11 protein-coding genes are annotated in these 12,020 nt (G+C 40.1%); 8 read left to right on the plus strand and 3 right to left on the minus strand.

The window, feature by feature from the left end; translation table 11 throughout:
• Positions 1 to 888 precede the first annotated feature (888 nt).
• Together IM496_RS21330 and IM496_RS21335 are read right to left on the minus strand one after the other, a co-directional pair.
• Positions 889 to 1,224: a hypothetical protein gene (locus tag IM496_RS21330; RefSeq protein WP_287663237.1), complete on the minus strand. Its 336-nt coding sequence runs from the start codon at positions 1,222 to 1,224 to the stop codon at positions 889 to 891.
• Positions 1,225 to 1,450: 226 nt separating this feature from the next.
• Positions 1,451 to 1,681 (minus strand): type II toxin-antitoxin system CcdA family antitoxin, encoded by a 231-nt coding sequence (locus IM496_RS21335; RefSeq protein WP_002732463.1) that lies wholly within the window; start codon positions 1,679 to 1,681, stop codon positions 1,451 to 1,453.
• A gap of 333 nt (positions 1,682 to 2,014) precedes the next feature.
• Here IM496_RS21335 and lepA point away from each other — a divergent pair, with 333 nt between their 5' ends.
• The 7 genes from lepA to dndC all read left to right on the plus strand — a co-directional run bounded on the left by lepA (position 2,015) and on the right by dndC (position 10,877).
• Positions 2,015 to 3,826, plus strand: coding sequence for a translation elongation factor 4 (lepA, locus tag IM496_RS21340; RefSeq protein ID WP_002762209.1), 1,812 nt, complete (start codon positions 2,015 to 2,017; stop codon positions 3,824 to 3,826).
• Positions 3,827 to 3,885: 59 nt separating this feature from the next.
• A complete protein-coding gene (locus IM496_RS21345) occupies positions 3,886 to 5,064 on the plus strand; it encodes an AAA family ATPase (RefSeq protein WP_287663241.1) in 1,179 nt (392 codons plus the stop codon).
• Between the two features lie 386 nt (positions 5,065 to 5,450).
• Entirely contained in the window at positions 5,451 to 7,265 is a 1,815-nt protein-coding gene (locus IM496_RS21350) for an ABC transporter ATP-binding protein (protein WP_287663244.1), read from the plus strand.
• A gap of 57 nt (positions 7,266 to 7,322) precedes the next feature.
• A complete protein-coding gene (locus IM496_RS21355) occupies positions 7,323 to 7,643 on the plus strand; it encodes a DUF4164 family protein (RefSeq protein WP_194014993.1) in 321 nt (106 codons plus the stop codon).
• Between the two features lie 143 nt (positions 7,644 to 7,786).
• Entirely contained in the window at positions 7,787 to 8,074 is a 288-nt protein-coding gene (locus IM496_RS21360; RefSeq protein WP_046663852.1) for a DUF4164 family protein, read from the plus strand.
• A 218-nt stretch (positions 8,075 to 8,292) separates the two neighbouring features.
• Entirely contained in the window at positions 8,293 to 9,252 is a 960-nt protein-coding gene (locus IM496_RS21365; RefSeq protein WP_066030138.1) for an HNH endonuclease, read from the plus strand.
• A gap of 23 nt (positions 9,253 to 9,275) precedes the next feature.
• Entirely contained in the window at positions 9,276 to 10,877 is a 1,602-nt protein-coding gene (gene dndC, locus IM496_RS21370) for a DNA phosphorothioation system sulfurtransferase DndC (protein ID WP_287663251.1), read from the plus strand.
• Between the two features lie 29 nt (positions 10,878 to 10,906).
• On the opposite strand, the gene IM496_RS21375 is transcribed toward dndC, so the two are convergent.
• Positions 10,907 to 11,098, minus strand: coding sequence for a hypothetical protein (locus IM496_RS21375; RefSeq protein WP_104397014.1), 192 nt, complete (start codon positions 11,096 to 11,098; stop codon positions 10,907 to 10,909).
• Positions 11,099 to 11,159: 61 nt separating this feature from the next.
• Here IM496_RS21375 and IM496_RS21380 point away from each other — a divergent pair, with 61 nt between their 5' ends.
• Positions 11,160 to 11,852: a M15 family metallopeptidase gene (locus IM496_RS21380; RefSeq protein ID WP_287663253.1), complete on the plus strand. Its 693-nt coding sequence runs from the start codon at positions 11,160 to 11,162 to the stop codon at positions 11,850 to 11,852.
• Positions 11,853 to 12,020 lie beyond the last annotated feature (168 nt).

Genomic DNA, 12,020 nt, shown 5'->3' on the forward strand with positions numbered 1-12,020 from the left:
CTGCATTATTCATGAAGACTTTGGAAAATCCTCGAAAGCCTTGGCAAGAAGTTCATCTAGCGATCTGGCTGAAAAACAGTCTGTTTTTTGAGATGTCCTCACAATCAGGTTTTTGCCAGTTGGTGAATAATGCAGGCTAGAAGCGCGGTGATTCTTCGGGAAGGCACTCATGGAAAACCACTGTGTATGAACTAGGACAAGACTCCTACTCCCCTGGCGATGCCAATTGCCGCTACTCCCACCGATGTTATCACAATTGGGGCTACTTTTTTGGTCTGTTGTTCGCTTCACTCGCTTAAAGCCTTTGCTTGTGGGGGCTGGGTCTGGAGTGCTACCGCACCGAAGACCACCGTTGGACGGTGAGCTTTGTTGAACCGTTCGGTCAGCCGCCTTTTAACACAGGTGTCACTGTCCGTTTCACCCACCTTTAAGGTCAACGTAGCTACCCTGATTCTACTAGACATCTCCAAAAATTATAGCTCAGTCACAGCTTGCTTTTAGTCTGTGTACTAATTAGATAGTTCGATAGCTGAAATGTATATCTATCGTTGCTAATTCAATTTCACTGAGGAAATATGAGGCAATTAAAATAATTTTTATTCGGGTAGATTCCTTAACTAGAAAGACTTTTGGTCTTGAGATAATATTAGGTCGAGGTCTAATGTAAAGCCGTCCTTTTAGGACCTGTCCTTTAGTCACATCTTTCTTAACATTTCAAACCTTTGTAGCACAAGGCTTTCAAGACTCGGTTAACAATTTGTAATATTCCTTGTTGACACCCTTACTGACTAAGAAAAAACTGAAATCAAGTCAGGATAAGGGTTGGAGTGCTTACTGAAACAATTGTTAAGAAAGATCCCTATAAGGGATAGCTTTTAGGACGGGGTTTCAAACCCATTTTTCTGATGATTTTTCTTGTTCCAATAGTTTTTGTAGTTGCTCTAGGGTAGCATCTTTGAGCGGCAGGCGATCGCCGTTTTTGCTGATAATGAACACTCGTTCGATTTTCGGGGTTTCAGGAGAGTCAATTTTTCGCTTTAATTGGTAAAATTTCTCAGCGATGGTGATTGTTCCGCTAATAATGCCGATGATGGTGGCGATGGTAGCAAGGGTTCCCTCTTTCTCCACTTTGGAGATAACTTCGTAGCTGCCTTGCACCCCTTCCATCTCTAGGATGTCCTGAGCAACCTTGATAGCATCGGCTCCTTGAATTTCTATCCGCATCAGTTTTGTTCCTCCTGTCAGTACCCAAGCAAAATGATCCTAAATCCAGTTATTAAAGACTGATTATCTATTCCCCCTTTTGCCTGTCCTGATATGTAGCCTATACTCAACGAATTTAGTATGACCAGCTTAGTTGGGGAAAAAATCTCAATTACCATCAATGGTTGACATAAGAAAATATTTCAGTCTCTCCGTCGGGAAATAACCTATTAGAGACTGAAAAATCTTAGTCATTCCATTCCCCTTTGGGTGGTACGGGGGGATTGCGTCGAAGATGACGGGTTAAGTCCTCATCCGGTTGTTTCTCTCCTCTTAGCCACTGTTTAATCGCTGTTTCGATAATGCGACTAGGATCGTTAGTCAGGTGTTTAATCTGGTCTAAAACTTCCGAGTCAAGGTGAATAGCGATTTCAACTTTCTCCGCCGTGCGCTGAGTCGGTGTAGCATTGTCGTTCATAAGCTCTATTAATGATTGCTATCTATCATTCTACCCGTCAGTCGAGGATTCTCATCCAAGAGTTTATCTATAGTAATCCGATTTGGACAAATCATAGAGCTTTTCCTTAGCCATTGCCCTTTGCCTGATTTTGTCCCCATACTCAAACTGACCATAGTTTTCTGTGGATGCCGAGAGGGAAAGCTAAGGCCAAAACCCTGACTATACTTGCAGTTTAGCTTTTTTTACCTTTTACTTTTCGCTTTTGCTCCAGCCTTAGAGACTTTACCTCTACAATGAATTAAGGAATCTAAAATTTTATAAACCCCTGACTTTTGCCAACAGTGAACCACGATGACTGACGTTCCCGTTTCTCGCATTCGCAATTTTTCCATCATCGCTCATATCGATCATGGTAAATCAACTCTCGCCGATCGCCTCCTGCAAATTACAGGAACCGTAGCCCAACGGGAGATGAAAGAACAATTTCTCGATAATATGGACTTGGAACGGGAACGAGGTATCACCATCAAGTTACAGGCGGCACGCATGGATTATACCGCTAAGGATGGTCAAAAATACGTTCTCAATCTGATTGACACCCCCGGCCATGTGGATTTTTCCTACGAGGTTTCTCGGTCTTTAGCGGCGTGCGAGGGAGCTTTATTAGTTGTGGATGCGTCCCAAGGAGTAGAGGCGCAAACTTTAGCCAATGTTTACCTAGCACTGGAAAATAACCTCGAAATTATCCCAGTTTTAAATAAAATCGACCTACCCAGTGCCGAACCGGAACGGGTCGCAGCGGAAATCGAGGAAGTGGTGGGTTTAGACTGTAGTGAGGCGATTCGGGCCTCGGCTAAGGCTGGGATCGGTATTAATGATATTCTAGAGTCGATCGTCCAATTAGTTCCCCCTCCCCAAGATACCCTCGAAGAACCCTTCCGAGCTTTAATTTTTGATAGTTATTACGACGCTTATCGAGGAGTAATTGTCTATTTCCGCGTCATGGATGGTCGGGTGAAAAAGGGCGATAAAATTCGTTTTATGGCTTCCGGTAAAGAATTTGTGATCGATGAATTGGGAATTTTATCACCGCAACAGGTACAGGTAAATGAACTGCACGCGGGAGAAGTGGGTTATCTGGCAGCCGCAATTAAAACTGTTGCTGATGCCCGGGTGGGTGATACGATTACTCTAACCGCTAAACCAGCACAAGAGCCTTTACCCGGTTATACAGAAGCAAAACCGATGGTTTTCTGCGGATTATTCCCCACCGATGCCGATCAGTATGCCGATCTCAAAGATGCGCTGGAAAAGTTAAAATTAAACGATGCAGCTCTATCCTACGAACCGGAAACTTCTAGCGCCATGGGTTTTGGTTTCCGTTGCGGTTTCTTGGGACTGCTACACATGGAAATCGTCCAGGAAAGACTAGAAAGGGAGTATAACTTAGATTTAATTACCACTGCTCCCTCGGTAGTTTATCAGGTCACTACCACCGATGGCGAAATTGTCGAAGTGGATAATCCCAGTTTGTTACCTTCCCCACAAAAACGGGAAAAAATTGAGGAACCTTATATCCAAGTGGAAATGATTACTCCGGAAACCTATGTAGGTGCTTTGATGGAATTATGTCAAAGTCGTCGGGGAGTTTTCAAGGATATGCGTTATTTTACTAAAACTCGCACCGCTTTGATTTATGAGTTACCTTTAGCAGAAGTGGTGACAGACTTTTTTGATCAATTAAAATCTCGATCGCGCGGTTATGCTAGTATGGAATATCAATTAATTGGCTATCGGGAAAATGAGCTAGTTAAATTAGATATTATGGTCAATGGTGATCCCGTTGATGCTTTAGCGATGATCGTTCACCGGGATAAAGCTTATTATGTTGGTCGTGCTTTAACCGAAAAGTTAAAAGAATTGATTCCCCGGCATCAATTTAAGGTTCCCATTCAAGCAGCTATTGGTTCTAAAATTATCGCTAGTGAACATATTCCTGCTTTAAGAAAGGATGTGTTAGCTAAGTGTTATGGTGGTGATATTAGCCGCAAGAAAAAGCTGTTAGACAAGCAAGCAAAAGGGAAGAAACGGATGAAAGCGATCGGAACTGTTGATGTCCCGCAAGAGGCATTTATGGCAGTCCTAAAACTCGATCCTCAGTAAAATCTTGGGGTGAGTCAATCCTCACCCTTTTTAGTTTTGGCAGAGGGAAAGAAATTATTATGAAACTTTTGAAATTATCCTATCAAGATTTATCCTCTGGATTAAGTATAGATTCTTGCAAATTTTTTCCAGATTTGAATTTATTAGTTGGTATCTCAGGTGCAGGAAAAACCTCGATTTTAAAGGCTATTAGTAATTTAAAAAGAATCGCTAACGGTGCATCCATAAATGGGGTGAAATGGGATGTGGAACTTTTAACCAATGATAATGTTCGTTATCATTGGTTGGGTGAATTTGAGGTAAAAAAAGCGCGTTCTCTCATCAAGATTGAAGAAGATGAAGTCAATGTTAATGACGGCGAAAATAAGGTTAGTATAATTAGGGAAACTCTTTTAAAAGATCAAGAGGTTTTGATCGCAAGAAATCAAGAGGTAATTGAGTTTAAACATTCAAAGACACCAAAACTACCATCTTATTTAAGCTGTATAGAGCTTTTCAATCAAGAAGAAGATGTTTTCCCTGTTCGACAGGAATTTAACAAAATGATTTTCAATCCACTTAAGTTTAATATCTCATATTCAGCAGTTGATAAAATCTTGGAAAACGACGAATATGCCAAATATAACTCTCTCTCTGAATTACAATCGAGTCAACTTCGTATTTCCGACAAACTACTGATCACTTATAAAAAATATCCTGATACGTTCGAGATAATAAAGAGAAAGTTTTTAGATATTTTCCCTCAAGTTGAAGATTTAAAAATAGAATTTTTAGAACCATTAAAACTAGGTGAACTGTTTTTTTCATCAACTCCAATGATTTTATTTGAAGAGCTACCTCGCATACAAATAAAAGAAAAAAACTCTAATGTTTGGATTGTAGAACCAAATATCTCCTCTGGAATGATAAAAAGCCTGATGTTCTTAGCAACGATCAAATTATCTCCTGATGGGAGCGTTATATTAATCGATGAATTTGAAAATAGTTTGGGGGTTAACTGTTTGGACACTTTAACAGAAGATTTATTAGTTAATTATCGAGATTTACAGTTTATTATTACCAGTCATCATCCCTATATAATTAATAATATTAGTCCTGCCTATTGGAAAATAGTCACTCGTAAAGGAGGAGTAATTCAGGTAAACAATGCGGCTGATTTTCATATTTCTAAAACTCGACAAAAAGCCTTTATTGATCTTATCAATGTCTTAGAAGAATTTCCCCAAGGAATTAGTTAATCGATGAATATTTATTTTTTAGTTGAAGGAAGAAGTACCGAAAAAAAGCTTTATAATACAGCGTATCGATAAAACTGAACACTTAAAAACCTTTCAGAAATTTATTAATTTTTGTGATAATATTCGCCAAAATTTCCGATAAATTGATCTGTGGTGCTTCTGCCAAGGATGAAATATAAGCTGATCTGGCATCGTCTCCTGACTAATAGCTGATTGAGAATACAAGACTATGACAAGGCTTTTGTCCTATAAATTTCTAGGTCGGCAGATTTTTGTAGTATTGTAGTATAATGGTAACTCCAGAAAAACAATCCCAAAAGTGCCTTTAGTCTCTTCAGTTATCAGTTACCAGATAGAAGTTAAAAATTGGCAATTTACTTGATGTTATGGCTTCCTTACGCGATATTCTCAGTTACTATCGCAATTATCAAAAAGCCGCCTTTTTGAGCATTGCTGCATCCAGTGTCTTTGAAATTATCGATCTGATGGTTCCCTACGCTGTCGGACAGATTCTTAATGTTCTTTCCGATCAACCTTTAGATGGATTCGTACAATCTTTGGTCGATCGCACCATGGTTTTAACTCCCTTTGCCTCAGAAAAGTGGGTTAGTTTGACGGTATTATTAGGCTTAATTTTCCTAACTACAGTAATTAAAGCACCAATTCAGCCTTGGGTGGGTGTATGGTTTCACTGGGAAATATCCTTAAGAGCGCGACGAGATCATCTCAGAAAAATTATTGCTAAAATTCTCACCTTACCCCTATCTTTTTACGATGAAAATAATCCAGGACGCATCGCTAACCGGATCGCCAAAGGGATAGAAAATCATACTTGGACTTATCCCGAAGTGGCGGGAATGATGATCCCAAAATTGTTTAGAGTTTTGGGTATCTTTATTGTTATTTGGGTAATTCAATGGCAGATCGCCCTCGCTTTTGTTATTTCTTTTGTATTAATTCTAGCTTTTATTGTGAGAGATTTAAAAGATCTAATGCAAAAAGAAAGAATTCTTGATCGGCACATCGAAAATACCCAAAGTCGCAATTCTGAGATTATTACTAATATCAAAACTGTCAAAGCTTTTGCCACAGAAGGACAGGAATTATATCGTCAGAAACAGCGTTTAGAGAGAGAATTTACCTACGTTGTCTATCGCATTCATAAGGGTTATGTGGACTTAATTACTTGGGAAAAAACCCTCGTCCAAGCTAGTTTATTTGGAGTATTTTTCTTTACTCTCCTAGCTACCGTTCAACAGAAAATCTCGATCGGGCATTTTATCACCACCTATACCCTCGCTAGTATGGCCTATGCGGAATTAGATCCCCTATCCCAAATGGCAGAAACTTTTGCCCGTCGCTATGCTTCTATGGCACGTTTACAGGAATTTATCAACTTACCCAGTGGCACTGATGCCGGTAGTCTTTTAGCCGATCATGCCCAACATAATCCCTATCATTTTACAGGGAAAGTAGAATTAAGTAATCTTAGCTTTGGCTATAGTCCAGAAAGAACCATTCTCAAGGATATTAATCTGCTGATTGAACCCTATCAAACCGTGGCATTAGTGGGAAAATCAGGTTCAGGCAAATCCACTTTAGTTAAGTTACTTTTCCGCTATTTTGAACCGAATCAAGGGCAAATTCTGATGGATGGCGAGGATATTCGTCGCTTAGATGTGACTTGGTATCGGCGCCGGTTAGCGATTGTCCATCAAGAAGTAGATGTTTTTAATGGTACAGTGTTAGAAAATCTCACCTATGGTAATCCTAATATTAGCTTCGAGAAGGTAGCAGAAGCCTGTAAAATCGCCCGTGTCGATGAATTTATCCACGAATTACCTAATGGTTATTCCACTATTGTAGGGGAAAGGGGTGTGCGTCTTTCGGGGGGACAAAGACAGCGTTTAGGAATTGCTAGGGCCTTAATTGTTGATCCAGATGTGTTAGTTTTTGATGAGGCCACTTCTAGCTTAGATTATGAGTCAGAAAGGGCCATTCAACTAGCCATGAAATCCATTTTAGGCACTCGCACCACGATTATTATCGCCCACCGTCTCAGTACTGTTCGAGAAGCTGATCAAATTGTCGTCTTGGATAATGGTCGCATTGTCGAGATCGGTAGCCATGACCAATTATTAAATCAGCAGGGAATCTATCAGCGTCTCCACTCTTTACAAGAAAGCGGCGAACTGGTTTAGTCTTAAAATAGTCCCCGATAGCGGACCGAGAAAATATATCTAATGGGAGTTGATACTATGTCTAACGAAACCGTTACCTATTCCCTAGAAGCTGTTTTGACTAGAATTGAGGGGAAAATTGACAGCTTACAAAAAGATGTTAATCAAAAATTTGACAGTCTCCAAAAAGATGTTGACCAAAAATTTGACAAAATCGACGAACGGTTAAATAAGCTAGAGGTAGGACAGGCAAAGTTAACCGAAAAGGTTGAGGGAGTCGATAATCGCCTAAAATCAGTGGAAGGAACCCAAAAAAATCAGGTTTGGACATTAATTATTCTTTTGGCAAGTGCGATCGCTACTGCTGGTTGGAAAGTATTTTTTTCGGGTAATCCCTAGAATTAATCTGTGGCTATTATTCACGGTTTCAAGTTTTGTCATCCCAGAAAAACGCTCTTCTCAGATAACCTCGAACCGGTTTAGCCTTAAAATAGTCCCCGATAGGGAACCGAGAAAATATGCTCTAATGGGAGTTGTTCACCATGTCTAACGAAACCGTTACCTATTCCCTAGAAGCTGTTTTGACGAGGATTGAGGGGAAAATTGACAGTCTCCAAAAAGATGTTAATCAAAAATTTGACAAAATCGACGAACGGTTAAATAAGCTGGAGGTAGGACAGGCAAAGTTAACTGAAAAGGTTGAGGGCATCGATAATCGCCTAAAATCAGTGGAAGGAACCCAAAAAAATCAGGTTTGGACATTGATTATTCTTTTGGCAAGTGCGATCGCTACTGCCGGTTGGAAAGTATTTTTTTCAGGTAATCCCTAGAATTAACCTGTGGCTATTATTAGGTTAACTACTCTCCCACAAGTCCGTTTTTTTATTAGCACAAATGTTCTATAGATCGCGATCGCTCGTCAGCCGCGCTCGATCGATTTTATTATGAGGATCTCTCTAGCCTTTCTATATTTTTTCCTCTCGGTGGGATGTTTTTCTGTATGCTGGTAATGGTTTCCTTTTTTTAGCCGCATATCTCCCCCCCCCCTATGGTCGATAGTCTTCCCCTACGCAATTTAAAATATTATTGTGACTTATTTTCTAAAATTAAAGTCAATAAGTCTAAGCAAAGTGGTGAAGCACCTTATAAGCCTATCTTATTATTATCAGTAATTGAGTTAATTAGTGATTCTCAAATTCAAGACAATAAAATATATATTTCTGATGACTTAATCGATACTTTTGATAAGTATTGGAAGCGTTTAAACCCAGATACTTTTAAAGGTGGGTTAGCTTTACCATTCTTTCATCTAAAAAATGACGGATTTTGGAAGCTAAAGTTTAGTGATATTTATACTGGTGGCCGTCCTCAAACTATTCCCAAAATTAGAGCAGATGTAGATTATGCGATTTTAGATCAGGAATTGTATAAACTTTTACAGGAACCGGAAGCTAGACGACAGCTAATTGATACTCTAATAGAAGCTTGGTTTTATTCTAGTCAAAAGCAATTAGAAGATATTTTAGAAATTAATCAAGTCTTACAACAAGATGATGACACTGAACTAGATCGTAGCGGTTTAGCTACAGGAGAAACACAGACAAAATATTATTTCAGAAAGTCTATAGTTAGAGATGCGTTATTTCGTAAATCAGTCGTCCATTTATACGATTATCAATGCTCTTTTTGCGGTCTTAAAGTAAACCACTCCTTGACACAAAGTATTGTCGATGGCGCACATATCAAACCTTTTGCCAGATTCTATGATAACCAGATAAACAATGGTTTATCTCTTTGTAAAAATCATCATTGGGCATTCGATCAAGGACTATTTACTATTGACGATCAATACAAAATTATGATTAGTAAAGACTTTCAAGAAATTTCTCCTAATGCTAAAGCAATTAAAGACTTTCATGGTATGAATATTTTATTACCCACTCTAGAAGACCACTATCCGAAACCTGAAGCTATCCAATGGCATCGTCAGAATATTTTTAGAAATTAGTTTATCTTTTTGTTGATAACATTATGCTTGAAAAAACAACTTCTATTTTTCCTAATCGTGCTATAGAGGAGTTCGTAGAAGATATCAAAAGTATTACTCAAGAAATACAAGAGTTATATTGTCTAGACAGTATTCCCTGGATCATAGGTGTATCTTGGGGAAAAGATAGCACAGCAGTTTTACAATTGGTTTGGAATGCGATCGCTAGTTTGCCAGAAGAAAAAAGACATAAAACAATTTATGTTATTACAACAGATACTTTGGTTGAAAATCCTATTGTTTCTACTTGGGTTAACAAATGTATAAAAAAATTGGAAATAGCGGCGAAAGATCATCAAATACCTATTAAACCTTATCAGATCAATCCTTCTGTTAAGGAAACTTTCTGGGTTTGTTTGATTGGGAAGGGCTATCCCGCACCACGACGAGGATTTCGCTGGTGTACTGAACGGATGAAAATACAACCTGTTAATTATTTTATTCGAGATGTTGTTAGAGAAAATGGTGAGGCAATAGTTATTTTAGGTGCGCGAAAAACGGAAAGCTCCGCACGATCAGTAACCATAGAAAGACATAAAGTAGGGAGATTAAGGGAGCGTCTTAGCCCTCATACTCACTTGATTAATTCACTTGTTTATACTCCCATAGAAGATTGGCGTACTGATGAAGTATGGATGTACTTGATGCAGTGGGAAAATCCCTGGGGAGGAGACAACAAAGAATTATTAGCAATGTATCGAGGAGCGACTGCGGATAATGAATGTCCCCTAGTGGTAGATACTTCCACTCCTAGCTGTGGAGATTCGCGCTTTGGTTGTTGGGTGTGTACGTTGGTGAATAAAGATAAATCCATGGAGGCAATGATACAGAATGACCAAGAAAAAGAATGGTTACAACCACTTTTAGACCTTCGCAACGAATTAGATATAGAAGATGACCGACCAAAACGGGATTTTCGCCGTATCTTTGGGAAAGTACAATTATTTGAAAGAAACTTAAATGGAGAAATATCGATCGAACCCATACCCGGCCCTTATACTAAAAAATGGCGGGAATATTGGCTGAGAAGGGTATTAGAGGCTCAGGAGAGCGTGCGTACTAATGCTCCAGAGGATATGAAAGATATTACCCTAATTACCACGGAGGAACTCAGCGAAATTCGCCGGATTTGGAGGGAAGAAAAGCACGAATTTGATGACCAATTACCGAAGATTTATAAACAAGTGACTGGAGAAACTTTTCAAGACCCGCGACCTGGAGCGGATAATAATCTTTTGGGGAGTGAAGAATGGGATATCCTCGCGGATATCTGTGCCGAGGATTCCATGCACCTAGAATTATTGGCTAAACTTATAGATACAGAACGTCAATATTTTCTCAAAATCTCTCGCAAGGGTATTTACAAAGACCTAGAAAAATGCTTTGAGTCTAGTTCTCGTAGTAAAGAGGAAGCGATCGAAAATGCTCGTTATGTCTATGATCTAAAGAATGCCGCTCAAAGTGGCAATATTGCTCAGGTGAAAGAACAACTCAAAGAGAGTTTTAGTGAACCGGAAAAAGACCCGCAAAAACAGTTAACTTGGGCCAGTATGAAATTCCCTACAACCGATGAGGAGGAGGAATAACGGGTTTATGTAGGGTTTGCTGAATAAATCTAACAACCTTGTTGGATAAGGTTTTTAGACTTTTTTCCCTCAAAAAGTGCCGACCCTTGGAGTGATTGGGGGGAAAATCCCTGGACTTTTTCCCTGAAAATTAGGTAATTGACCACCTGAAAATGGGTAAAACCCCACACCCCACACCCCACACCCCACACCCTACCCCCACGAAAAACTTTTTGCCGCAAACCCTATGTAAACTGGCGATCGAGTTGACCATCAATAAAATTACTGTTTCTCGATGACGAGATGAAACCCTACCAAAAAATTCCTATTCGTGAATGTGGGGAACCCCTAGTACCTATACCCGCAGATAAGTTTGTTATCCCTTCTCCCCACGCTTACGAGAAATTAGGGGCTAATTATCGGGGTAAATCTCCCTATTTTTTGCGACAAGGGGTGTTAAATCCCCTGATTGACGCTCAAAACCGTCTGCAAGTCTATCAACCCGGTTGGCAAATTTTGATTTTTGATGCCTATCGACCGGTGGAAGTGCAACAATTTATGGTCGATTATACTTTTCAGACTCTCCTCGACACAAAAGGATTAGCCAGAGAGAAACTATCGGAGGCAGAAAGTCAAGCGATTTTAACAGAAGTTTACACTATTTGGGCGGTTCCCAGCGATAATGCCGCCACCCCGCCTCCCCATAGTACCGGAGCGGCGATCGATATTACCCTGGTGGACGAGAAGGGACAAGCCATCGACATGGGGGGAGAAATCGATGAGATCGGAGAGCGATCGCATCCCGATTATTATATCGCCGCAAAAAGCCCACGAGAACAGAGCTATCATCAAAAACGAGTTTTATTGGCTAAAGTGATGGAGGAGGCGGGATTTAGCCGACATAAGGGGGAATGGTGGCATTTTTCCCTAGGGGATCAGATGTGGGCCTGGTCGCTCGATCGAGCCTACGCCATCTATGGCAGAGTGGAGGATTAGGGAGATAGCTGTTAGGGACTTGCGCTTCGATAATGTACCTTTTGGGCGAACGCAGTTCGCCCCTACATTGTGGACAAAATCCGTTACTGTAGGGGCGCAATGCTTGCGCCCTCCGATCGATCAGGTTTGCTGATCACCCTAAGTAGGGGGAGAGCCTTCGAGATGTTA

This window comes from Microcystis sp. M049S2, from assembly GCF_020245625.1.
Lineage (GTDB): Bacteria > Cyanobacteriota > Cyanobacteriia > Cyanobacteriales > Microcystaceae > Microcystis > Microcystis ichthyoblabe_A.

Excerpts from the sequence above, each read along its gene's own strand:
- IM496_RS21330 (WP_287663237.1), bottom strand. The coding sequence starts at position 1,224 with ATGCGGATAGAAATTCAAGGAGCCGATGCTATCAAGGTTGCTCAGGAC.
- IM496_RS21335 (WP_002732463.1), bottom strand. The coding sequence starts at position 1,681 with ATGAACGACAATGCTACACCGACTCAGCGCACGGCGGAGAAAGTTGAA.
- lepA (WP_002762209.1), top strand. The coding sequence starts at position 2,015 with ATGACTGACGTTCCCGTTTCTCGCATTCGCAATTTTTCCATCATCGCT.
- IM496_RS21345 (WP_287663241.1), top strand. The coding sequence starts at position 3,886 with ATGAAACTTTTGAAATTATCCTATCAAGATTTATCCTCTGGATTAAGT.
- IM496_RS21350 (WP_287663244.1), top strand. The coding sequence starts at position 5,451 with ATGGCTTCCTTACGCGATATTCTCAGTTACTATCGCAATTATCAAAAA.
- IM496_RS21355 (WP_194014993.1), top strand. The coding sequence starts at position 7,323 with ATGTCTAACGAAACCGTTACCTATTCCCTAGAAGCTGTTTTGACTAGA.
- IM496_RS21360 (WP_046663852.1), top strand. The coding sequence starts at position 7,787 with ATGTCTAACGAAACCGTTACCTATTCCCTAGAAGCTGTTTTGACGAGG.
- IM496_RS21365 (WP_066030138.1), top strand. The coding sequence starts at position 8,293 with ATGGTCGATAGTCTTCCCCTACGCAATTTAAAATATTATTGTGACTTA.
- dndC (WP_287663251.1), top strand. The coding sequence starts at position 9,276 with ATGCTTGAAAAAACAACTTCTATTTTTCCTAATCGTGCTATAGAGGAG.
- IM496_RS21380 (WP_287663253.1), top strand. The coding sequence starts at position 11,160 with ATGAAACCCTACCAAAAAATTCCTATTCGTGAATGTGGGGAACCCCTA.